This window comes from Culturomica sp. (genome assembly GCF_003524185.1).
Lineage (GTDB): Bacteria > Bacteroidota > Bacteroidia > Bacteroidales > Marinifilaceae > Culturomica > Culturomica massiliensis.
Window position 1 is genome coordinate 21,904 of sequence record NZ_DOED01000016.1, and the last position, 24,028, is coordinate 45,931.

16 protein-coding genes are annotated in these 24,028 nt (G+C 43.0%); 12 read left to right on the forward strand and 4 right to left on the reverse strand.

All coding sequences use genetic code 11. From position 1 onward, the window contains the following. The first annotated feature begins 83 nt into the window (after positions 1 to 83). From DD657_RS06500 to DD657_RS06525, 6 genes are all read left to right on the forward strand, one after another. Positions 84 to 1,934, forward strand: a complete 1,851-nt coding sequence (locus tag DD657_RS06500; RefSeq protein ID WP_287049109.1) for an OmpA family protein — start codon at positions 84 to 86, stop codon at positions 1,932 to 1,934. A gap of 2 nt (positions 1,935 to 1,936) precedes the next feature. Next, the gene (locus DD657_RS06505) at positions 1,937 to 2,689 is read left to right on the forward strand and encodes a biotin--[acetyl-CoA-carboxylase] ligase (RefSeq protein WP_287049111.1); all 753 of its coding nucleotides are present in this window, start codon (positions 1,937 to 1,939) and stop codon (positions 2,687 to 2,689) included. Positions 2,690 to 2,696: 7 nt separating this feature from the next. Then, positions 2,697 to 5,393, forward strand: coding sequence for a transglutaminase-like domain-containing protein (locus tag DD657_RS06510; protein WP_287049113.1), 2,697 nt, complete (start codon positions 2,697 to 2,699; stop codon positions 5,391 to 5,393). 146 nt (positions 5,394 to 5,539) lie between these two features. Beyond that, complete coding sequence (locus DD657_RS06515) at positions 5,540 to 7,687, forward strand: HRDC domain-containing protein (RefSeq protein ID WP_068690127.1); 2,148 nt, start codon at positions 5,540 to 5,542, stop codon at positions 7,685 to 7,687. A gap of 211 nt (positions 7,688 to 7,898) precedes the next feature. After that, the gene (locus DD657_RS06520) at positions 7,899 to 8,855 is read left to right on the forward strand and encodes a carbamate kinase (RefSeq protein ID WP_021988301.1); all 957 of its coding nucleotides are present in this window, start codon (positions 7,899 to 7,901) and stop codon (positions 8,853 to 8,855) included. Positions 8,856 to 9,005: 150 nt separating this feature from the next. After that, a complete protein-coding gene (locus DD657_RS06525) occupies positions 9,006 to 10,007 on the forward strand; it encodes an ornithine carbamoyltransferase (RefSeq protein WP_021988302.1) in 1,002 nt (333 codons plus the stop codon). 53 nt (positions 10,008 to 10,060) lie between these two features. Here DD657_RS06525 and DD657_RS06530 read toward each other — a convergent pair whose 3' ends face one another. Further along, on the reverse strand, positions 10,061 to 10,405 hold the full coding sequence (locus tag DD657_RS06530) for an STAS domain-containing protein (RefSeq protein WP_068690125.1): 345 nt from the start codon (positions 10,403 to 10,405) through the stop codon (positions 10,061 to 10,063). A gap of 379 nt (positions 10,406 to 10,784) precedes the next feature. Here DD657_RS06530 and gcvT point away from each other — a divergent pair, with 379 nt between their 5' ends. From gcvT to DD657_RS06560, 6 genes are all read left to right on the forward strand, one after another. Then, the gene (gene gcvT / locus DD657_RS06535) at positions 10,785 to 11,882 is read left to right on the forward strand and encodes a glycine cleavage system aminomethyltransferase GcvT (RefSeq protein WP_021988304.1); all 1,098 of its coding nucleotides are present in this window, start codon (positions 10,785 to 10,787) and stop codon (positions 11,880 to 11,882) included. 169 nt (positions 11,883 to 12,051) lie between these two features. After that, positions 12,052 to 13,128: a 3-phosphoserine/phosphohydroxythreonine transaminase gene (serC, locus tag DD657_RS06540; RefSeq protein WP_021988306.1), complete on the forward strand. Its 1,077-nt coding sequence runs from the start codon at positions 12,052 to 12,054 to the stop codon at positions 13,126 to 13,128. An 83-nt stretch (positions 13,129 to 13,211) separates the two neighbouring features. Continuing rightward, positions 13,212 to 14,132, forward strand: coding sequence for a 3-phosphoglycerate dehydrogenase (locus DD657_RS06545; RefSeq protein ID WP_021988307.1), 921 nt, complete (start codon positions 13,212 to 13,214; stop codon positions 14,130 to 14,132). A gap of 95 nt (positions 14,133 to 14,227) precedes the next feature. Beyond that, positions 14,228 to 15,481, forward strand: a complete 1,254-nt coding sequence (locus tag DD657_RS06550) for a DUF1015 domain-containing protein (protein WP_021988308.1) — start codon at positions 14,228 to 14,230, stop codon at positions 15,479 to 15,481. Between the two features lie 72 nt (positions 15,482 to 15,553). Then, entirely contained in the window at positions 15,554 to 17,764 is a 2,211-nt protein-coding gene (locus DD657_RS06555; protein ID WP_287049116.1) for a S9 family peptidase, read from the forward strand. Positions 17,765 to 18,004: 240 nt separating this feature from the next. Then, positions 18,005 to 20,245: an inorganic phosphate transporter gene (locus DD657_RS06560; RefSeq protein WP_118773442.1), complete on the forward strand. Its 2,241-nt coding sequence runs from the start codon at positions 18,005 to 18,007 to the stop codon at positions 20,243 to 20,245. 21 nt (positions 20,246 to 20,266) lie between these two features. Here the strand turns inward: DD657_RS06560 and DD657_RS06565 are convergent, their stop codons facing one another. The 3 genes from DD657_RS06565 to DD657_RS06575 form a co-directional block, all read right to left on the reverse strand. Beyond that, the gene (locus tag DD657_RS06565; RefSeq protein WP_437124767.1) at positions 20,267 to 21,304 is read right to left on the reverse strand and encodes a linear amide C-N hydrolase; all 1,038 of its coding nucleotides are present in this window, start codon (positions 21,302 to 21,304) and stop codon (positions 20,267 to 20,269) included. A 234-nt stretch (positions 21,305 to 21,538) separates the two neighbouring features. Further along, positions 21,539 to 22,888, reverse strand: coding sequence for a TolC family protein (locus DD657_RS06570; protein WP_021988312.1), 1,350 nt, complete (start codon positions 22,886 to 22,888; stop codon positions 21,539 to 21,541). Between the two features lie 39 nt (positions 22,889 to 22,927). Next, positions 22,928 to 24,025 (reverse strand): efflux RND transporter periplasmic adaptor subunit, encoded by a 1,098-nt coding sequence (locus DD657_RS06575; protein ID WP_021988313.1) that lies wholly within the window; start codon positions 24,023 to 24,025, stop codon positions 22,928 to 22,930. Between the last annotated feature and the right edge of the window lie 3 nt (positions 24,026 to 24,028).

Consider the following 24,028-nt stretch of genomic DNA (forward strand, 5'->3'; position numbering starts at 1 on the left):
TGTTCAGGAGTGACTCTGGATGATTCCGATAAAATTGCGAATTTGGGATTTAGTTCTTAGATTCGCAATTCAAATCGGAAAATATGAAAAAGTGGTGTTTTGCAATAGGGATTGTGTGGGGATGTTTATCTGTGGCTGCCGGACAGGATATGGATAAAAAATTTCAGCGGCAGTTTCAGGTCATAAAAGAACTGGTGCGTCAGCGGAATTATGATGCTGCTATACAGGTCTTGGATAAAATGGGGAATGATGCCGGACGTTATGCTGAATTTTCTTTTTTGCGTGCGGATATATACGATCGACTGGGAGATACCGATCGGGAGATTGAAGCGATACATCAGGGATTGTTGCTGGATTCCGTGCATTATACCAATTACTATTATTTTTTAGGGGAGTGTTATTTCGGGAGGGGGGATTATGTGAATGCCCGGCAAAATTATAAGTTATATCTTGAGCGGGATACGAAGTTGAGCCGTAAGGAGGCAGCGAATCATCGCGTGATTAACTGTGATTTTGCTCAAAAGGCTTTGATGACTCAGGAAAAACGTCCGGTTGAATTGTATATCGGCTCGGATAAGGATGTGTATTGGCCTTCGTTGGATGTTACGGGGAGGACTGTGCTTTATACATGTCTGGACAAGGGAAATGAGGATATATGGTCGTATCGTGATGGTGCGGGAATACCTTTAAATTTCAATACGACGGAAGGAAATGAAGGTACACAATCGCTTACCGCCGATGGGCAGATGATGTATTTTACCGGTTGCGAGCGTCCGGATTCCCGCGGTAGCTGTGATATTTATGTGGCTTACCGGATTTCGGATACACTTTGGTCCGAACCGATTAATCTGGGATATCCTGTCAATACGGATGCCTGGGAAGCGCAACCGGCGGTATCAGCCGACGGGACTAAATTGTTTTTTGCTTCGACCCGGCAAGGAGGTAAGGGAGGAAGTGATATCTGGTTTTCTACATTGTTGCAAAGAAATCCGGACGGACGACAACTTTGGTCGCAACCGAAACCTTTGTATTTCAATACGTCCGGTAATGAAATGGCGCCTTTTCTTTATTACGATGGGAGAGTTTTGTTTTTTGCTTCAGACGGTTATCCGGGGATGGGAGGTATGGATATATACCGGGTAGATCTGGACAGTTTGAATGAACCGGAAAATATTGGGATAACGGTGAATAGCTATAAAAATGAAATGGGGTTTGTCGTCGATGCTACCGGAAGATGGGGGTATTTCTCTTCCGATCTGGATGGAACGAAGAATATTTACCGGTATGAGTTGGAAGACTTTTTGCGTTGTCAGGAAATGGCTTATCTGCATTTGATAACTGAAAATGAGGAAGGAGAGAAAGTCGTCCCGGATCGGTTGTTGGTGATACATCCGGAGAAAGGAGATACGTTGGCTTATTATGACGGGGTGTATGCTCCGGCAGAAATGTTGTCGTGCGTACCTGCGCAGAGTCTTTTGTTGCTTAGTGTACAAAAAGGCGGATATTTGTATTATTCAGATACGATACATGTCGGTCGGGCCGATTATGCACATCCTCAGACCCGGGTGATCGTACTGAAAAAAATTCGGAAAGAGGCTTCACAGGTATTGAACGGGATCTTTTTCGATGTGGATGATTATAGTCTGCGCCCGGAGTCGCGTTTTGAACTGGAACAATTGGTTGAGTTTCTGAAAAATAACCCTTCAGTTAAAATTGAGATTGCCGGATTTACGGATAACAGCGGATCGGCAGAATACAATGAGCGTTTATCGGATGCCAGGGCTTTTGAAGTGTATAAATATCTCTTTGTGAATCATATTAAGAAGGAGCGTATGAGTTATAAGGGATATGGTATGGCTCATCCGGTGGCTTCCAATGAGACCGAGACGGGAAGAGCACGAAACAGGAGAACGGAAATTAAAATAATGAATTGAATATGGAGAACGGATTGAAAAAATATAGTTTGGCCGGCTTTCGGGTTTTAGAATACAATGCGCTCGAATCCACCAATACTACGGCTGCGGCATTGCCGAGGGAAGAACTGAGGGATAAGACGGTTGTATTGACTTACAGGCAGGCTGCGGGCCGTGGGCAGGGAAGCAATACATGGGAAAGTGAACCGGGGAAAAATATCTCTGTCAGTATCGTATTTTGTCCCCGGGCGTGTGAGGCGTCCCGGCAATTTGCCGTATCTATGGTAATAGCATTGGGTTGTCGTGATTTTATTCGTAAATTTACAGAGGATTGTACTGTAAAATGGCCGAACGACATTTATGTCGGGGAGTACAAAATCGCCGGTATTTTGATCGAGCATTGTATTTCCGGTAACCGGATCGCCAGTTCGGTATGTGGGATCGGACTGAATGTCAATCAGAAACAGTTTTGTTCTGATGCACCCAATCCGGTATCCTTGTTGCAATTGACGGGTAAAGAGTTGAATATACAGCAGGCCTTGGAGATGCTACTGGCATGTATAGACAAGTGGTATGGGCGGATTGAAGATTATGCGTGTCTGGAAAAAGAGTACCGGGAGAGTATGTATCGCCGGGAAGGTGTTTATAAATGGGAGGATGAGCGGGGACGTTTTCGGGCTTCGATCGCAGGTGTGGATGAATATGGCCGGCTTGTACTGAAAGACATTACAGGAAAAGACCGTGTGTATGGTTTCAAAGAAGTGAAATTTTGTTGAGAAATATATGAAAATAATGATTCGCGTGGTGTGCAGCCTGATACTGGTTGTAGCCGTATTGACAGCCTGTAAGAAGGAAAAGCATTTTCTTACGGATGAAACTTACCGGAAAACGGTGTTGCAGGATTTTGAAGGTAAAAAATTGTTGTTATCGGATGCTCCGGAAAATCTGTTTGCCGTATTCGATGAACCGATGACGCTGGAAGAACGGGAGGCTCTTCAATTTTTGTATGCTTATGCACCTTTGGCTGATTTGGCCTGGTATGGAGGGGAGTTTTTACTGAAGAATGTAAGGATGTCATTCCAATTGAGGGAAGAGATGCCTTGGGGTAGGCATATCCCGGAAGATATTTTCCGGCATTTTGTATTACCGGTACGGGGACATAACGAGGGATTGGATTCGTCGCGCTTTGTATTTTATCGGGAGTTGAAAGATCGGGTCACGGCCTGCCCTACTATGGAAGAAGCTGCTCTGGAAGTCAACCACTGGTGTCATGAGAAGGCCATTTATCAGCCTACGAATGCGCGGACCTGTGCTCCTTTGACAATGACGACAACGGCTTACGGACGTTGCGGGGAGGAATCGGTGTTTACGTTGGCCGCTATGCGTTCGGTCGGAATACCTGCCCGGCAGGTGTATACTCCGCGTTGGGCGCACTGTGACGATAATCATGCCTGGGTGGAAGTATGGGTCGACGGGCAGTGGAAATACCTGGGGGCTTGCGAGCCCGAACCCCGCCTGGATATTGCTTGGTTTACCGCACCGGTACGACGGGGATTGTATATGGAAGCCCGGGTTTTCGGTAAATATCCGGCAAACGAAGAGGTGGTAGCAACGAATGCAAATTTGACGAGTGTCAATGTTACGGGTAATTATACCGGAGTAAAAAAGGTCGTTGTCTCAGTACAGGATACGGATAGAAAGCCTGTGGCCGGAGCTGTTGTACAATATAAGATATATAATTACGGAGAATATTATCCGGCTGTGACTTTAACGGCCGATGAGGCCGGAAAGTCGTCTTTAACGGTCGGTTTGGGCGATTGGATTGTCTGGGCTTATAAAGATGGAAATTACGGTTTTGCAGAATTACGGGCGGCAACTGCCGATACCGTTGTGATTGTTCTCGATAAGAAAGAAGGTGAAGCATACCGGGATGTATTCGATATTGTACCGCCCCCGGAAAAAGAATATCAGGCTTTGACAACAGATACCGAACGGGCATTGAATGACCGTCGTTTTATGTATGAAGATTCCTTACGAAACGCATATATCGCTACGTTTATGAATAAGGAGGAAGCCCGGCAACTGGCGGAAGAGTGGGGCTATGATCCGGATTCGTTTTTCAGGTATATCAAAACTGCCCGGGGAAATTATAAGGAAATCGTCCGGTTTTTGGAATCGGTAAAGGATCAGAGTACGGTTCAGAATAGAACAGCCTTGGATTTGCTCGGTGTTTTACAGGATAAAGATTTACAGGATATTACCGCTGTTATTTTGTCGGATCACCTGCATGAGGCCCGGAAGTATGCTGAAACTCCTGTTTATGCTGAATATAATTTATCCGGTATGGCGTACCCTGTTTTCTATAAAAATTATATTTTAAATCCCCGGATCAGGAACGAGTTTATCACGGCTTACCGGGAGCCGTTAGCTGCTTATTTGCAGAATGAAAACATCAGAACCCCGGAGGACCTGACCGATTGGATGCAGAAAATCCGGTTAAACGATTCTATAAATACGATTAATTTCGTGACTCCTCCTGTTGGAGTATTGCGGGTAATGGTTACCGATACCCGCTCTAAGGAGGTGTTTTTTGTGGCGGCCTGTCGTACTTTGGGGATTGCTGCCCGCTTGAATCCTTTGAACGGCAAGCCGGAGTATAACGCAGGTGAAGGCTGGCGCCCGGTTGTGTTTGCGAGGGAGCAGGGGGTGATGCCCAAAGGCAAGCTGATGATCCATAATGTGGGAAAAAGTATTTCAGATCCCGTTTATTATACGCATTTTACAATTTCTAAAATTGAAAACGGTCAGGCTCACTTGATCGATTTGGGTAGCAATTCGCAAGTAGATATGGGAGGTGGAATGAATTACAGTACAATATTTAAAGAGCCGGTGGAATTGGAAACCGGAGATTATATTCTGGTAACGGGGAACCGGAAAAGTGACGGTTCGGTGTTGTCCGGCATTACTTCTTTCCGGGTGGAGTCGGGGAAACTGACGGAGGTGGATATGGAGATAAGAAAGGTGGTTGAGTCGTTGAAAACATTGGGTATAATCGATACAAAAGTAAAATATATGCCGGAGGAAGGTCCGGAGATGAAGTATTTACCGTTGCCAGTCAAAGGATATACGGCACTGGCGCTTATTGGGGCAAATCAGGAGCCGACCAATCATTTACTTCGGGATATGAGTGGGATGAAGGCTGATTTTGAGGCGAAAGGGATACCTATGTTGTTTTTGTTTACAGACCGCACACAGGCCGGGAAGTTTTCACGGCATGATTTCAGGCCCTTGCCTTCGAATTTGTTGCTCGGATATGATAATGACGGGACGATTTTACAGATGCTGGAAACCCGTTTGAAATTGAAAAATGCAGGAAATCTGCCTTTGATCGTTATGGTAAATGCGAAGGGTGAGGTTGTCTTTTTATCCCAGGGTTATCGGGTCGGATTAGGGAATCAGCTTATTAAATATATGGAATAAGAAGTAGGATTTAGAGGAGAGCTGATGCCGTAATTGGGCAGATGTTTTATTAACTGATGATTTACGATTTTAAATTTACGGTTAAAATCCGGAGTTCGTTTCGGCGGGAAATTTAAGATCGTAAATCCGGAATTCCAATGTGAGTTATGGAGACGAATAAGGAGTTGGATTTGGCTTATCGTTTTTTGCAATATACCGGTACGAATGTTTTTCTGACCGGAAAGGCGGGTACGGGTAAAACGACTTTTTTGCAACAACTGAAAACGAAATCTCCTAAACGCATGGTTGTTCTGGCACCGACGGGTGTAGCTGCAATCAATGCCGGAGGAGTGACGATACATTCTTTTTTCCAGTTGCCGTTCGGTCCTTATGTCCCTGGTCAGAAAGCAGAGGGAACAACGGCTTCGAATCGTTATTCCCACCGGTTCGGCCGGGAAAAGATAGACGTTATCCGTAGTATTGATTTGTTGGTGATCGATGAAATCAGTATGGTGCGTGCCGATTTACTGGATGCTGTAAGTGATATGCTTTGTCGCTACCGCGACCGGAACCGGCCTTTCGGCGGTGTACAATTGTTACTGATCGGGGATTTGCAACAACTGTCTCCGGTGGTAAAGGAAGAGGAATGGGATTTGCTGAAAGCATATTATGATTCGCCTTTCTTTTTTAATAGTAAAGCTTTACAGCAGACATCCTATATCAGTATAGAACTGACCCATGTGTACCGTCAGGTGAACGACGAGTTTATCGGTTTGCTCAACCGGATCCGGGCCAATCAGGTGGATGAGTTTACCTTAAAGAAGCTGAACAGTCGTTATATTCCCGGCTTCGTACCTGATGACACCGAGGATTATATTACGTTGACGACACACAATAGCCAGGCACAGCAGATCAATGACCGTAAGCTGGAGGAAATCGGGTTTACAGCATATTCGTATACGGCAGAGATTCAAGATAATTTTCCGGCTTTTGCATTTCCGACATCCGAATGTTTGGTGCTGAAAAAAGGGGCACAAGTGATGTTTGTAAAAAATGATTCTTCTCCGGAGAAGCGTTATTATAACGGTAAAATCGGAAAAGTGACGGAAATCGGTCCCGGCCGGATAAAAGTTCTTTGTCGTGGAGACAAAGAGGAAATAGAGGTAAACCGGGAAGAATGGATGAATACAAAATATTCTGTTGATCCGGAGACCAAAGAGATAACCGAACAGGTTGAAGGTATTTTTCGGCAATATCCTTTAAAAACGGCCTGGGCCATTACCATACATAAAAGTCAGGGGTTGACGTTTGAACATGCGATTATCGAAGCTTCGGCGGCCTTTACTCACGGTCAGGTATATGTAGCGTTGAGTCGTTGTAAAACGCTGGAGGGCCTGGTATTGAATTCTCCTTTGAGCAGTCATGTTATGATCCGTGATAAGGCGGTAGAATATTTTACGGAACAGGTCGGACAAAATCGCCCGGGATTACCGGAATTGAAAGAGGCCGGTCGTCGTTATTATATGGAGTTGGTGACCGAATTATTCGATTACACGGTTTTGTGGAAGAAATTGCAGCAACTTGCCTGGTTGTTTGGAGAGCATCTGGCCAAATTGTATCCGGATTTGACGGGGCGTTGCCGGGAAGTCCGGGATTGCTGTTACAGCGAATTGACGGCCGTCGGAGAAAAGTTTCAGAATCAATTGCGTCAACTGATAGTCCGGAGTGATGATTATGAGCACGATAGCCAGATACAGGAGAGAATACAGAAAGGGGTTATCTATTTTGAAGGAAAAATGGAACATTGGGTGGTTGCGTTTTTATCTGTGGCACAACCCGAAATAGATAATAAAGAAATCCGGAAAACAATAGAGAAAGCTTTGGAAGCTTTACAGCGGGAAGCAGACGTTAAAATGGAAACTTTAGGTGCTGCGGAAGACGGATTTTCTGTAACGGCTTATTTGTCGGCGAGAGCGAAAGCCGCTATTTCTAAAGGGAAGGCGAAAGCGAAATCCAGATCTAAAAGTACGACGGGAACAGGGCTTGCTTCGGATAGAGCCGAAATTTCGGCGGATATCAGGCATCCTGAGTTATACAAGCTTTTACGGGATTGGCGGAAACAGGAAGCCGATGCCTTGAAATTGCCTGCTTATATGGTTATGCGACAAGCTGCTTTGGTCGGGATATGTAATTTGTTGCCTGCCGATGGTAAGGAATTATTAAAGATTCCGGGGATAGGGAAAAAAGTGGTAGAAAAATACGGAGCAAAAATATTCAGCCTGATTGACGATTACAGATTCGGTACAAAGGAATAATTTTTGCCGGTTGAATTTTTCTCAAACGTTTTCAAAAAAACGAATTTTTACGCTGCATAATTATATAAAATGAAAGAATAATTATACTAATCATTGGTGTTCAGAGGTTTAAAAATCAACAAAATTATTTTTTCCTATTTTTAGTAAATTTCCTATTCTTTAAATTTGTACAGTAATCTTCAAAAAGAAGGAACTAACAAAATTAAAAGAAATGGAAAAGAAATTAGCAGTGGTGGCATTGGGAGGAAATGCGATCCTCCGGGGCAATCAGAAAGGAACTGTAGCCGAACAGAATCAAAATATACGGGAGACGTTGGAAAATTTGGTTTATTTGATCCGGGACGGTTATAATTTGATTATTACGCACGGTAACGGCCCGCAGGTCGGAAATATCTTGATGAGTGATGATGCCGGTGTGAGAATGTACGGTTTGCCTCCGATGTCGTTGGATATGTGTGTGGCTTATTCACAGGGACAGATCGGGTATATGATCGAACGGAATTTGCGCAATATATTAAAGGAGCATAATTTAAGCCGGCATGTCATCTCTATGATTTCGCAGGTTGTAGTGGACCAGCATGATCCGGCTTTACAGAATCCCACGAAGCGGGTGGGTAAGATTTATACGAAGGAAGAAGCGGATAAATTACATGCTGAGCACGGTTGGATTTTTAAGGAAGAGATAAAGGTGGAAGGCGGATGGCGTCGTGTGGTACCTTCTCCTGCGCCGGTTGATTTTAAAAATGCTCCTTTGGTAGAACGTATGGCTCGTGCCGGAAGTATCGTCATTACGGGAGGTGGCGGCGGTATACCGGTGTATGTCGATGCGGAAGGTATGTTGCAGCCGATCGAAGGTGTTATCGATAAAGATTTGGCATCGGCCATGATCGGAGTCCGGGTGAAAGCAGATGAGTTGTATATATTGACAGATGTACCTTATATATATAAGGATTATCGTAAACCGACCCAGGAAATTCTGGAATTTCTGGACTATGCGGATACTGTAAAGTATCTGGAAGCCGGTATGTTCGGTGAAGGAAGTATGGCACCCAAAATCCGGGCTTGTCTGGCTTTTGTGGAGAAAGGAGGTCAGAAAGCGGTTATTACGGAGGCCACGAAATTGGAGGACCGCCGGTACGGTTCGAAGATTACCATGCATTATGATTAAGTATGAAGAATCGGAAATCTGGAGTTCTGAAAATAAAAAATGAATCCTTCGCATTCAAATTTTCAAATCTCCAAATTAAAATTATACATTTGTCTTCGACATGAAAATTTAAGATTACTGTCTGAAATTTACAATTTAAATTGATACGATATGGCTTTTAATTTGAGAAACAGAAATTTTCTGAAGTTGTTGGATTTTACTCCGACGGAAATTAAATATTTATTGGATTTGGCTGCTGATTTAAAGAAAGCCAAATATGCCGGTATAGAACAACCCTGTTTGAAGGGTAAGAATATAGCTTTGATATTTGAGAAGACCTCTACCCGTACACGTTGTGCTTTTGAGGTGGCCGCTTATGATCAGGGTGCGCATACGACTTATCTGGGACCTAGCGGATCGCAGATCGGTGTAAAAGAATCGATGAAAGATACGGCACGTGTGTTGGGACGTATGTATGACGGTATTGAGTATCGCGGATTTACCCAGGCTACTGTAGAGGAACTGGCAAAATATGCCGGTGTTCCGGTATGGAACGGTTTGACAAATGAATTCCATCCGACACAGATTCTGGCTGACTTCCTTACGATGTCCGAGCATGTGGATAAACCGTTGAATCAGGTAACTTTTGCTTATTTAGGGGATGCCCGGTTTAATATGGGTAATTCTTTGATGGTCGGAGGCGCCAAAATGGGAATGGATGTACGGATCGTTGCCCCTAAAGCTTTACAACCGGATGCTGAATTGATTGCTACCTGCAAGGAAATAGCGAAAGAAACCGGAGCTAAGGTTACTGTAACGGATGATGTTGAAGCCGGTGTAAAAGGATGTGATTTCTTGTATACGGATGTGTGGGTTTCTATGGGAGAGCCTGCAGAAGTATGGGCAGAACGTATTAAATTGTTGATGCCTTATCAGGTAAATGCTAAAGTAATGGAAATGACGGGCAATAAAAAGTGTAAGTTTATGCATTGTTTACCGGCCTATCATAACCTGGAAACACAAGTGGGACGTGATGTTCAGAAACAATTCGGATTGAACGGCATTGAAGTGACAGAAGAGGTTTTCGAATCGCCGAATTCCATCGTTTTTGATGAGGCTGAAAACCGAATGCATACGATAAAAGCTGTTATGGTTGCGACATTGGGATGCTGATTTACAAATCGGATATAATAAAATGAGAAGAGGGTGCTCGCGCACCCTCTTTTTTATTCCCGGAAACTTTGAATACCGGCTTCCACATCGGGATAAATATCGAGAATCATTTGTAAATGCAATAGATCGAATACTGTTGCGACGTCTTTGTTCAGACAACATATTTTGAAAGTAGAATCGTTACTCTTGGCTGTTTTGACGAGAGAAATGATACATCCGATACCACTACTGTCGATAAACGTGATGTCTTCCAGATCTAAAATCAGTTTGGTTTTCGGAATACTCAGCAATGGTTTCAATTCATTTTTTATTTCTTCCGTAATAGATAAAGTGAATCTGGATAATTCTGCTAACCTTGCAATTTTGATACCCTCTTTTTCTTGCAATTTAATAACCATGGTCATTGTTTTAATTTAGTTTTTATTCTTCAATTTGTATTTAGGCGTCAGTTAATAGTTCGTCTTTCAATGCTATAGAAGCGGATAGATTTCGGATGTGTTATATTCATATAGAAATAAAATTTATCTGCAATTCCAAACTTTAAAGTTACAATAAAAGAATCGAAAATTCAAAGAATATGTCTTATTTTGTTTATGATTTGGGAAAATAAAAAGCGGATGAAAAAGGAGAGGAAAGGAATAAATCTTATATCTTTGTAAAGTTTTGCATGGATGGGCAATTTTTAAAAATGAGTTGTTCTGAGTCTTGTTGAGTGCTAACGTTTGCGAGTATTGTACTTGAAGTAATAATTATATAAACATTAAAAAATAACAACAAATGAAGACCACACCGTTTACGCATTTTCATGAAGCTTTAGGAGCAAGGATGGCTCCTTTTGCCGGATATAACATGCCGATAGAATACAGCGGAATTAAAGATGAACATCTGACTGTCCGTGAGAAAGCCGGCGTTTTTGATGTATCTCACATGGGAGAATTTTGGATAAAGGGTCCGAAAGCATTCGATTTGGTGCAAAAGCTGACTTCTAACGATGTGGCTGCTTTAACGGATGGTAAAGTGCAATACAGTTGCTTCCCGAACGAAACCGGCGGGATTGTTGACGATTTGTTGGTTTATCGTTTCAGCGCTGAAAAATATTTGCTGGTGGTTAATGCAGCCAATATTGAAAAAGACTGGAATCACGTTGTGAAGTATGCAGAAGAAATGGGTATGAAACCGGGAGTTGATCTGGAGAATACATCCGATGATATCTGTCAGTTGGCTATCCAAGGTCCTTTGGCATTGAAAATAATGCAAAAACTGACCAAGGAGAATGTTACGGATATGGAATACTATACATTTAAAGAGATTCCGTTTGCCGGAATAGATAAGGTTATTTTCTCGACAACGGGGTATACCGGATCCGGCGGTTGCGAAGTATACGCTTATAATAAGGATGCCGACAAGTTATGGAATGCCATATTTGAAGCCGGGGCAGAGTTCGGTATCAAGCCGATCGGTTTGGGAGCCCGGGATACCTTGCGTCTGGAAGCCGGTTTCTGTTTGTACGGACATGAAATCGACGACGAACATTCACCGATTGAAGCCGGTTTGGGCTGGATTACCAAGTTTGTACCGGGTAATGATTTCATCAACCGTGCTTATCATGAAAAACTGAAAGAAGATAAACCTTCCCGTTATTTGAAAGGATTTGAGGTATTGGATAAAGGTATCGCCCGTCAGGGATATCCGATTGAAGATGCCGAAGGCAATGAGATCGGTGTTGTATGTTCCGGTACGGTATCTCCTTTGACGGGGAAATCAATCGGAACCGGTTATGTAAAGAGCGGTTTTCATAAGCTTGATACGGAAATTTTTATCCGCGTAAGAAATAAAGCATTGAAAGCCAAGATTGTCAAAATGCCTTTCTTTTAAAAAGATGTTTTCCTCTTTTGCCGGAAAAATCTGGATAAATAGAATGATTTTGATTTTGAAGAAAAGGGGAACAATTTCTTATAAAAAGGATGTTTTTAAAGATAAATATTGCATATTTGTAACGTTTCCGAAAGAAACTTAATTTATAATTTCATTAATACTATACGATATGAGAAAGCATATTTTTAACGCCGGGCCGTGTAAATTGCCCGATTCTACATTGAAGAATACAGCAGCTGCCGTATTGGAATTTGGTAATACCGGTCAGTCTATCATGGAGGTATCCCACCGTTCGGCTGATTTTCAGGCTGTATATGATGAAGCTGTGGCTTTGTTTAAAGAAGTATTGAATATTCCGGAAGGATACCATGTACTTTTCTTAGGAGGTGGTGCCAGTATGCAATTCTGCATGATTCCGTATAACTTCTTGAAAAAGAAAGCTGCTTATGTAAATACAGGAACTTGGTCTACGGCGGCTATCAAAGAAGCTAAGCTTTGGGGTGAAGTAGAGGTTGTGGCTTCTTCTGAAGCAGACGGTTTTACTTACTATCCTGAATTTACGATTCCTGCGGACGTGGATTATATGCATATCACTTCTAATAATACGATCCGTGGTACGGAAATTTTTAAAGATCCGGTTTCTCCGGTGCCCTTGTTGGCCGATATGTCTTCAGATATATGCAGTCGTCCGGTAGATGTTTCCAAATATGCAATGATCTACGGCGGTTGCCAGAAGAACCTCGGACCTGCCGGTGTAACTTTTGTTATTATTAAGGATGAATTCCTGAAACATGTGGTTGCTGACAGACCTATTCCTACGATGTTGAAATACCAGACCCATGTGGACAAGGAATCTATGTATAACACACCTCCTTGTATCAATATCTTCGGTGTAAAAGAAACCTTGAAGTGGGTAAAAGAAATGGGCGGTGTGAAAGAGATGGAGAAACGTGCTATCGAAAGAGCTGACGCAATTTACAATTACCTGGAAACCAGTAAGGTATTCCGTCCGGTTGTCAAAGAAGGCTCTCGTTCCCGTATGAATATTCCTTTCTTATTGAGAGAAGGATATGAGGCATTGGAAAAAGATTTTCTGGATTTCTGTAAGACCAAGAATATCGTAGGTGTGAAAGGTCACCGTTCAGTGGGTGGTTTCCGTGCATCTACCTATAATGCTTGTACGATGGATGATGTGAATGCTTTGTTGGCTGCAATGACAGAATTCGAAAAAGCACATATAAAATAATACAGTTTTAGATTATAGATTTTAAATAGTGAATTTTAAGTTTACTTTTTAAAGTCTATAATTTATAATTAAAAATTGAAATCATGACAAAAGTATTAATTGCTACCGATAAACCTTTTGCTGCGGTTGCTGTAAAAGGGATCCGTGAAATCGTAGAAGCCCAGGGTTATGAACTGGTATTATTGGAAAAATATACTTCTCAGGACGAATTGATTGCTGCGGTTGCTGATGTGGATGCTATGATCATCCGTTCAGATAAAGCTACCAAAGAGGTGATCGATGCTGCGAAGAACCTGAAAGTAATTGTACGTGCCGGAGCCGGGTATGACAATATCGATTTGCAGGCTTGCACGGATCGGGGTATTGTCGCTATGAATACTCCGGGACAGAATTCAAATGCCGTTGCCGAATTGGTATTTGGTATGATGGTTTATATGGCCCGTAATTTCTATAACGGGAAATCGGGAGTTGAACTGAAAGGTAAAAAGATCGGTATTCACGCTTACGGGAATGTCGGACAAAATGTCGGACGTGTCGCTAAGGGCTTCGGAATGGAGGTATATGCGTTCGATCCGTTTATGACCGACGAGCAAATCAAAGCTGCCGGAGCTATTCCATTGCATTCGGTAGAAGAGATGTACGGTATGTGTAATTATGTTTCTTTGCATATTCCGGCTACGGAGAAGACGAAAAAATCAATCAATTATGAATTGGTTAACCGGATGCCGAAAGGAGCTGTATTGGTAAATACGGCCCGTAAAGAAGTAATCGATGAGGAAGGTTTGTTGAAATTGATGGCTGACCGGCCTGATTTCAAATACATTTCTGATATCGCGCCGGATAATGCTGCCGAATATGCACCGTTTGAAGGCCGTTATTTCTTTACTCCGAAAAAAATGGGAGCCCAGACCGAAGAGGCTAATATTAATGCCGGTCTTGCAGCTGCCCGTCAGATTGTAGCTTATCTGGAACACGGAGATGCTAAATTCAAAGTAAACAAATAATGATTTGAAAATTTGAAGATGTGGGGATTTGAATATATTGAACTTCCACATCTTCTGTTTTTATTCTGATTTTCAAATTTCCAAATTTATAATTTATGGCTATAGTAAAACCATTTAAAGGCTTACGTACTCCGAATCAAGTTGTGTGCGAAGAGTTGGCTTGTCTGCCGTATGACGTGATGAATTCGGAAGAGGCTGCTCAGATGGCTGCCGGGAAGCCGAAGTCTCTCTTACACGTGACACGTGCCGAAATAGATTGCCCTCCGGGAACGGATATTCATTCGGAAACCGTTTACCACAAGAGTGTGGAGAATTTCAAGATGTTCCAGGAAAAAGGGTGGTTGGTACAGGATAATGAAGCTAAATTTTATATTTATGCCCAAACGATGGACGGACGTACTCAATACGGGATCGTCGGTTGTGCTGCCTGTGAGGATTATATGAACGGGATTATTAAAAAACATGAATTGACCCGTCCTGACAAGGAAGAGGATCGCATGGTGCTTACCCGTTATGTAAATGCGAATCTGGAACCGGTATTTTTTGCTTACCGTGCTGTACCTGAGATTGATGCGATCGTTGAAAACGTTGTGAAGAATCAGAAAGCGGATTACGATTTCGTAGCGGAGGATGGTTTCGGACATCATTTCTGGGCAATCCATTGTCCGGAAACCAACAAGCGGTTGGAGGAATTGTTTGCAACGAAAGTTCCGTATACCTATGTAGCTGACGGGCATCATCGTACCGCAGCAGCAGCTCGCATCGGAGCAGAATATAAAGCTAAAAATCCGAATCATACCGGTAATGAAGAATACAATTTCTTTATGGCCGTTCATTTCCCCGATCATCAGTTGAAGATTATCGATTACAACCGGGTGGTAAAAGATCTGAATGGTTTGACGGAAGCTGAATTATTGGATAAGCTGAATGCCTGCTTTAAAGTTGAAGATATGGGTACGGAGATTTATCATCCGGCCAAACTGCATGAATTCAGTATGTATTTGGGTGGTAAATGGTATCGTTTGACGGCTAAACCCGGTTCATATAACGATAATGACCCGATAGAAGTGTTGGATGTGACCATTTTATCCAAACACGTTTTGGCTGACATCCTGGATATCCAGGATTTGCGTACTTCTAAGCGAATTGATTTCGTCGGAGGTATCCGTGGTCTGGGTGAATTGAAAAGACGTGTGGACAATGGTGAGATGAAAGTGGCATTCGCTTTGTATCCGGTATCTATGGAACAATTGCTGAATATTGCCGATACGGGTAATATTATGCCGCCGAAAACGACATGGTTTGAGCCTAAGTTGCGTTCAGGCTTAGTCATTCATAAGATAGATTAAAGAGTAAAGCCGCTTTCGGGCGGCTTTTCTTATAAACAGGAGTGTGATTTATTTAAAACTCGGGATGAATAAATGAAAAAGATAATTTTATTAAGCTTGTGTCTGGGATGGAGTCTTTGTATTTTGGCACAGGTAACACAAGCAGATTACCGTCGTATCGATACCTTGTCGGCTAATGCCCAGCGGGTGTATGACAATGCTGTAAATCCGGTGTGGATCGGGGATTCCCATTATTTTTGGTATCTTAACCACGGTCGGGAAGGAGATGTTTTTTGGTTGGTGAATGCTGAAACCGGAAAAAAGGAAAAAGCTTTTCAGGCTGAAAAATTGGCACTGGCTTTGACTAAAGCCAGCGGTGAAAAAGTAAATGCCATGAAATTACCCTTCCGTAAGATTGATTTTCGGACGGACAGGAGTGGTTTTGAATTTGAGTTTCAAGGAAAAAAGTGGTTTTATCATGTTCGTACAAATAAGTTGACAGAAAAAGGAACGGTTGAAAAGCAGGAGAGAAAATGGGAGCGTTACGATAAAAAAGCTGAAAAGCGGGTGATGTCTCCCGATAAAAAATGGGAGGCATTCAATCGGGACAACAATATATACGTGCGCGATTTATCGGACAATAAAGAATATGCTTTGAGCATGGACGGTATAAAGGATTTTTATTATTCTTCCGATATCAATTGGTCGCCGGATTCTAAAAAGTTAGCCGTAATTAAAGTGCGGGATATGGAGGAGAGGCGGATTCCTTTGATTGAGTCGAGTCCGAAGAGCCAAAAACAACCGATTCTGCAATGGCGCGATTATGCTAAACCGGGGGATGTGTTGCCGGTATATTTGCCTGCGTTGTTTGATGTTACGTCAAAGCGTCAGATTTCTTTGGAAACTTTGCCTTTTGAAAATCAATTTTATTTGAATCTGACGGGTTGGCGGGAAGATAGCCGGGCCTTTACTTTCGAGTTTAATCAACGGGGACATCAACGTTATATCGTTGCCGAAGTGAGTGCGGAAGACGGACATATCCGGCCGTTGATAGATGAACAATCGCCGACGTTTATTTATTATGGCCGTAATTTCCGGCATGATCTGAACGACGGTAAAGAAATATTATGGATATCAGAAAGGGACGGTTGGAGACATCTTTATCGCTTCGACGGTGAAACGGGCAAGGTAATCAATCAGGTGACGAAAGGAGAATGGGTTGTCCGGGAAGTGGAACATGTGGATGAGGCCAATCAAACGATTTTGTTTACTGCTTCCGGACTTCATGCAGGAGAAGATCCCTATAACCTTCATTATTGCCGGATCAATTTTGACGGTAGCGGTTTTGTCGACCTGACACCGGAGAATGCCGATCACTATGTTGTTTTCTCAAAAGACCGGAATTATTTTACAGATGTCTATTCCCGTCCGGATATGCCTTATGTCAGTGTTGTGAAACGGGCAGACGGGAGTCGGGTGGCAGAAATACAAAAAGCGGATATCCGTGATTTGCTGGCTACCGGATGGCAGATACCGGAGGTGTTTTGTGCTAAGGGACGCGACGGTAAAACAGATATTTGGGGAAACATATACCGCCCGTCCGGGTTTGATGCTCAAAAATCTTATCCGGTGGTGGAGATGATTTATGCCGGACCGCATGATTCACATGTCGATAAATATTTCCGGGCATACAATCATCTGACTTCCCGGCTTTGTGACCTGGGGTTTGTCGTCGTGACAATCGACGGTATGGGAACGGCTAACCGTTCGAAAGCTTTTCATGACGTATGCTGGAAAAACCTGAAAGATGCCGGTTTCCCGGACCGGATTGCCTGGATAAAAGCAGCGGCACAGAAATATCCTGCGTTGGATACTTCCCGTGTCGGCATTTACGGTTGGTCTGCCGGCGGTCAGAATGCAATGGCGGCATTGTTGTTTCACAATGATTTTTACAAGGCGGCAGTTGCTTTGTGCGGGTGTCACGATAACCGTATGGATAAAATCTGGTGGAACGAACAATGGATGGGATATCCGATCGATGAATCATACAGCGCCTGTTCAAATGTGGATAATGCCTGGCGTTTGAAAGGTAAGTTATTGCTTATAAACGGGGAACTGGACGATAATGTGGACCCTGCTTCCACTTTACAGGTGGTGGATGCCCTTGTCAAAGCGGGTAAGAATTTCGAGCAGTTGTATCTGCCTAATCATACTCATAGTCTGGGAGGTAATTTTGAGATGCGCCGGATCCACGATTTTTTTGTCAGATATTTGATGCATCAGGATGCTCCTGAATGGGAATAATATATGGGATTTTGGATCGTTTGCGAATAATCCGGGATCATTCAGAAAAAGCACAGTGAATTTTTTCACTGTGTTTTTTTGTTGGAGGAGTTTGCTTTTATGAGAGAATGATACGAATTTGTTACGCTATTAGAATATCCGGACAGGAATATATTTGCGTCGTAATAATTTTGTAACAATTTTGAAACAGGAGCGTAACATTCGCTTCATATTTTTGCATTTGTAAGCAAAAATATAAGAATGGAAACAATTTATCTGGGGATCATTATTTTTCTCTTTTTATTAGCAATTTTTGATTTGTTTGTCGGGGTTAGCAATGACGCCGTTAATTTTTTAAATTCAGCTATCGGCGCCAAAGCTGCTTCTTTTCGTACGATCATTGTTATTGCTGCCATCGGAATTTTTTGTGGTGCTACGATGAGTAACGGTATGATGGAGATTGCCCGTCACGGAATTTTCCGGCCCGAAGCATTTTATTTTAATGAGTTGATGTGTATTTTTCTGGCGGTGATGGTGACGGATGTGGTATTACTGGATATTTTCAATACTTTGGGAATGCCTACGTCAACGACCGTATCGATGGTCTTTGAGTTGCTGGGAGGAACTTTTGCTTTGGCTCTGGTAAAGATTGCATCGGGTGGAGATGTCCTCACTTTTGCCGAGCTGCTGAATACCGAAAAAGCACTGACCGTTATTTTGGGTATCTTTTTGTCGGTAGCTGTTGCTTTTTTCTTCGGTTCTCTGGTACAATACCTGTCCCGTATCCTGTTTACGTTCAATTATAAAACAAAATTGAAGTGGACGATCGGACTTTTCGGGGGCATTGCAGTTACGGCAATTATTTATTTTATGCTGATTAAGGGAGTTAAAGACGCCTCTTTTATGACGGCAGAGCTTAAATTGTGGGTGAAGGAGAATACGGTTTTAATAGTTAGCGGATGTTTTGTATTTTTTACCGTATTGATGCAGCTTTTGCATTGGTGTAAGATAAATGTTTTCCGGGTTGTGGTGTTGTTGGGTACGTTTGCTCTGGCGATGGCTTTTGCCGGGAATGATTTGGTGAACTTTGTCGGAGTACCTTTGGCGGGATTGGCTTCTTATTCGGATTTTATGGCTAACGGAAACGCTGATGCATCCGGTTATTTTATGGGAGCTTTGAATGAACCGGCACGTACGCCTTTTTTGTTTTTATTTTTATCGGGTGTTATCATGGTTATTGCCTTGTTTACATCCAAGAAGGCCCGGAATGTCATTAAGACATCCGTAGACCTTTCCCGTCAGGAGGAAGGTAATGAGATGTTCGGTTCTTCGGCTATTGCCCGTAGTCTGGTACGCTTTTCCACAAGTCTGAATAATACGTTATCGAGGGTATTGCCGGAAGGGGTGAAGCATTGGCTGAACCGTCGGTTTAATAAAGATGAGGCGATTATTGCAAACGGAGCGGCGTTTGATTTGGTCCGGGCTTCGGTGAATCTGGTGTTGGCCGGGTTATTGATTGCTTTGGGGACTTCCATGAAGTTACCGCTTTCCACAACTTATGTCGCTTTTATGGTAGCTATGGGCTCCTCTTTGGCAGACCGGGCCTGGGGCAGGGAAAGTGCCGTATTTCGGGTGACGGGCGTACTTTCGGTGATCGGCGGTTGGTTTATTACGGCGGGGGCTGCTTTTATCATTTGCTTTCTGGTAACATTAATCATGTTTTACGGGGGGATAGCGGCGATGTTGATTATGATCGGAGTCGCTGTATTGATGTTGATTAACAGTAACAAGCGTTACCGCAAAAAGTTGAAGAGCGAAAAAGAAGACGAATTGTTTCAGTGTATTTTGTATGCTAAAGATAAGAAGGAAATCTGGAGTCTGCTTCGGCGGCATGTAAGTGAGAATCTGGTAAAAGTACTGGGATTTGCGTCTGCAATTTATTTACAAATGACGGACGGATTTATTCACGAGGATTTGAAGAGTTTGCGGAAGGCTGTTGCAGTGACGGATGAGGAAAAGGACAAGCTGAAAAAAATCAGACGAAAAGAGACATTGGGGATGCGCCGGATAGAACGAAATATTGCCATCGAAAAAAATACGTGGTTCCATCTGGGCAGTAACAGCAGTGAGCAATTGATGTATTGTCTGAAACGGATTTGTGAGCCTTGTAAAGAACATGTGGACAACAATTTTAATCCGCTACCGGTCAAAAGTGCTGCAGAATTTATTCCGGTCAGGGATGAGTTGATTGCTTTATTGCAGCAAACCCGGGAAATTATTTCTGCCGGACAGTATGCACAAGCCGAGCAGACATTGGCAGAAGGGGAAAATCTGAAAGTAAAGTTATCAACTCTTCACAAGCTGCAGATCGAACGAATGCAGGAAGAAAACGGCAGTGTAAAATTGTCGTTGGTGTACCTGAATTTATTACAGGAATCACAGGAGTTGGTGAGTATATTGCGGCATATGCTCCGGGCAAGCCGGAAATTCCAGGAGTCTTAACCTGGAATTTCCCGCTTTGTCTCATTCGAACAGAAATTTGAACGGCTGACTGGTTTTGAATTGTGAAGCTGCATTACCGGCATATATTTCACCGTTCGAGAGATTGAGTTTTTTGACCGGTGCATCGGAAGAAAAATCCAGATCCCGGAAATTGACCCAAAATATGTTCGGCGTCATTGTGGATTCAAAGAAATAAATTTTGTTTTTCTGGTCAGAGACGGTACGCCAACGGGTAGAGGCAATGTTGGGTTGATCGGGGGTGGAGATTCCCAAGGGCACCGATACATTGCGCATAACACTGAATACACCTGCGACTGCTTCTCTTTGATCGGCGGTTTGCGGGATGGCGTTTATGTAAAAGGAAGCTCTGACAAAGCGGTCGGCAGCCCGGTTGGTTCCCGGTAACATGACTAAACCGCCTATTTGTTTCCAGTAGTTGTTGAGGGTGATTTGCTGTTCGTAAGTCGGAGAGTTGGTCATTACCTGACATTGGCGTCCTTCGTGAATAACAAGATTGCCGTTGATGTATTCGAAGATTGCATTGTTGCCGCTTGTATCCGAAATTGCCAGATGAAGTGTGGATTTCGATCCGTTTGGCATGTCGGGAGCGTCGATGCGGAAAAGCTCTTTTCGGAGTTCCTTAACAGCCTCGTCGACTGTGGCAAAATTATCCAGGACGTATTGGGTCCAGATGCTGATACCCATTACGGGGCGGGTGTCGTTGGGGCGGTCGTAAGAGGATTCGGTGAGATAGAGGATATTGGCCACCAGTCCTTTTTCGTTCATCCCGTCCGAGGTGCCGATATCATAGCCGGCGGTGATGACACTCCCGTATTTGGAGGTCCAGTGGATCGTGTTGCCGCTGTCGGCTCCGGCTCTTTTTATTCCGCGTGGAAAAAGATAAATATTGGATTTTAAATCTTCTTTCCAATCCATGGTACGTCCTGTAATTACCATGTTGTCGGGACCCAGATAAACGGCCCGGGTACATGCCTGTGAAGGTAAAGCCAGATAAGAAGTCAGGAGTAAAATACCGATAAATGTCATTCTTTTTTTCATATCTTTTTTTTTAGATAAGGAACGTGAAATCGGGAAGAAAGATTTATAAAAGATATTGAATTTATTATTTTATCGGGATTAAGGAATTAATTTACGGAGACGGGGAATTGTCGGAGTTGTAATTTTGTATTCAGAACCGTTTGTAAATGAAGGGGGTACTCTAATATTGAAAATGCCTCTCAAAATTATCGTTTTGACATTTGAGAGGCACATTTGTTATCTGCTTGTTTCTGGTTAATACAACGGAGCTCCATTGTAAAAATCCAGGATTTTAGACCGGAAGATAAAATCATACTTGGCTTGTAAGACTTCCGACAAGGATTTGGCCAAACGGGTTTTGATGTCATTGAATTGGTAGCTGGTAGATTTTCCCGCCTTGTATTTTTGTTCTTCGTATTGGAAAGCTATTTGTGAGGCTTCAACCGATTTTTCCGAAGAACGGTATTTTTCATGTGCGGCTACGGCATTGTAATAGGCCTGTTGGATTTCTTTGTATAAGATCAGGCGGGTATTGTCCAATTGTAATTGCTGGTTTTCAATATCCAAACGGGCCATACGCACCTGATTACGGGTGGCCATGCGGTTGAACAGGGGAATACTTAAATTTAATCCGACCGATTCGCTTCCGTTATTGCTCAGCTGAGAGGAAAAAGACGGATTGCGGGATCCTTCAAGATTATAGGTATGATAGTAGGCATTACTGTAGGAGGCGCCCAGTGACAGGGTCGGATAGTAGGCAGAGCGTGTAACTTTTAAATTTTTCTCACTGCTTTGCAGTCTGAATTCTGCGGCTTTTATTGCCGGACGATTGCCGGCTGAATGCGTAAATACTTCTACCGGAGTTTGCAGGTTCAACATTTCTTCTACAATGATATTTTCCAGATCGGGCATTACAATATCGAATTTTTCCGGACTTTCCAGGTTGAGTAGCTGGCTTAGGTCGAGTAATGATAATTTTAAGCTATTTGCTGCCTGGGTAAGGTTTAATTCTTCCCTGGCTAAAGCGGCTTTTGCATCAAATAATTCCGACTCCGGGCTTTTACCGTTCCGGACCAGTATTTCAGTCTGTTCAACCTGACTTTTACTTAACTTTACCTGTTCTTCTGCGACATTCAGTAATTCCTTATTCAGTAATACCTGAAGATAATAGGAGGTAATATTTAAAGATAAATCCTCTTTTGTCCGGTTTAGTTCTTCTACGGCAGCCTGTAAGCTCATCTTTTTGGCTTTTACGTCGTTGTGTATCCGGAACCCTGAAAATACGGGTACGTTTGCCGATACGTTAAGCGAGCTACTGGCCTGTGATTGATCCTGATATGTTCCGTCCCTCCCCGGACCCCGGCCGAAATAAAAGTTCTGTGATCCGCTTGCGTTCAGATTGGGAAGGCGGCTGTATTGTGACGTATTCAGATTCAGTTCCTGATTCATCTTTTCCAGTATACGCTGGCGGACATCGATGTTGTGCTCGATGGCATATTCGACACATTGCTTTAGCGTCCAGACTTCCGGTGTCTGCTCTTCCTGTCCCCAAATAGCTATCGGCGATAGTATGAAAATCAGTATATATATTCCTATTATTTTCATCTTTTTTTACTTTAGAGTCTTTATAATCCTATCTGCTGCTTACTTCTTTTCTTTCATTCCTCTTATCCGGTCCTCAGCCGTAATTCCGCTGATGACTTCAATATTTATTCCGTCGGATAGACCGAGTTTTACCTGACGTTTTTCAAATTTTTGTTCCGGGATTTCGGTAAGGACGATCTGCACAAAGGCTGAATCCTGCTTAAATTCGACCGTACTTTCCGGAATGGTCAATACGTCTGTCCTTTGGTCCAAAATGATCTCTGCATTTGCACTGTAACCCGCACGCACGAATACCGTATCCGGAATTTCCGCAGCCGCTTTGATTTCAAAAAGTATAGCGCCGTTTTCTTCGATACTCTTTGGGGATATGTATTCCAGTATGGCTTGGAATTTAGAGTCTTGTAATGCTCCGACGGTCAGTGTCAGAGGCATCCCCTCCTTGATCCGTCCGACCTCTGTTTCGTCTATTTTTCCTTTGAAAATCATATCGGACATATCGGCAATTGAAGCAATGGTGGTACCGTCGTTGAAATTATTCGATTGAATGACAGAGTTTCCTACTTTTACGGGTACGTCCAAGATCATACCTGTAATGGTCGCCCGGATTTGGGTATTGCTGAATTGAGAGGAACGTTTGGCAATACCGTCTCTTACAATTTCCAGATTATCCTGTGCATTTTGTAATTCTTCTTTGGCCCGGTTCAGTTCGGTTTCCATTTTTTCGAATTCTTCTTTGGAAATAACTTTTCCTTCGAACAGCCCTTTGTTACGGTCGTATTCCCGTTGTGTCTGCGAAAGATTGATCCGGGCTACATTCACCCGGGATTCGGCTGCATTCAATGTTCCCATTTCCGGAATGACTTTTACTTTTGCCAGTACATCTCCGGCTTTTACTTTCTGTCCGGCTTCTTTATATACCTCCGATACGATTCCCGATATCTGCGGCTTGATCAGCACTTCATCCCGGGGTTCCACTTTTCCGGTTGCCACTGTTTTTTTCTGTATTGTACCGATGGTGGGTTGTACGATTTGGTAAACCACTTTTTCCGGTTGAGATTTTTTCCAGAGAAAGATAAATGTCCATACCAATATAACGACAAACAGTCCCAGGAAAACAAACTTAATGTACTTTTTCATAAT

Coding starts and splice junctions, on each gene's coding strand:
- DD657_RS06500 (WP_287049109.1), top strand. CDS start 84: ATGAAAAAGTGGTGTTTTGCAATAGGGATTGTGTGGGGATGTTTATCT.
- DD657_RS06505 (WP_287049111.1), top strand. CDS start 1,937: ATGGAGAACGGATTGAAAAAATATAGTTTGGCCGGCTTTCGGGTTTTA.
- DD657_RS06510 (WP_287049113.1), top strand. CDS start 2,697: ATGAAAATAATGATTCGCGTGGTGTGCAGCCTGATACTGGTTGTAGCC.
- DD657_RS06515 (WP_068690127.1), top strand. CDS start 5,540: ATGGAGACGAATAAGGAGTTGGATTTGGCTTATCGTTTTTTGCAATAT.
- DD657_RS06520 (WP_021988301.1), top strand. CDS start 7,899: ATGGAAAAGAAATTAGCAGTGGTGGCATTGGGAGGAAATGCGATCCTC.
- DD657_RS06525 (WP_021988302.1), top strand. CDS start 9,006: ATGGCTTTTAATTTGAGAAACAGAAATTTTCTGAAGTTGTTGGATTTT.
- DD657_RS06530 (WP_068690125.1), bottom strand. CDS start 10,405: ATGGTTATTAAATTGCAAGAAAAAGAGGGTATCAAAATTGCAAGGTTA.
- gcvT (WP_021988304.1), top strand. CDS start 10,785: ATGAAGACCACACCGTTTACGCATTTTCATGAAGCTTTAGGAGCAAGG.
- serC (WP_021988306.1), top strand. CDS start 12,052: ATGAGAAAGCATATTTTTAACGCCGGGCCGTGTAAATTGCCCGATTCT.
- DD657_RS06545 (WP_021988307.1), top strand. CDS start 13,212: ATGACAAAAGTATTAATTGCTACCGATAAACCTTTTGCTGCGGTTGCT.
- DD657_RS06550 (WP_021988308.1), top strand. CDS start 14,228: ATGGCTATAGTAAAACCATTTAAAGGCTTACGTACTCCGAATCAAGTT.
- DD657_RS06555 (WP_287049116.1), top strand. CDS start 15,554: ATGAAAAAGATAATTTTATTAAGCTTGTGTCTGGGATGGAGTCTTTGT.
- DD657_RS06560 (WP_118773442.1), top strand. CDS start 18,005: ATGGAAACAATTTATCTGGGGATCATTATTTTTCTCTTTTTATTAGCA.
- DD657_RS06565 (WP_437124767.1), bottom strand. CDS start 21,304: ATGAAAAAAAGAATGACATTTATCGGTATTTTACTCCTGACTTCTTAT.
- DD657_RS06570 (WP_021988312.1), bottom strand. CDS start 22,888: ATGAAAATAATAGGAATATATATACTGATTTTCATACTATCGCCGATA.
- DD657_RS06575 (WP_021988313.1), bottom strand. CDS start 24,025: ATGAAAAAGTACATTAAGTTTGTTTTCCTGGGACTGTTTGTCGTTATA.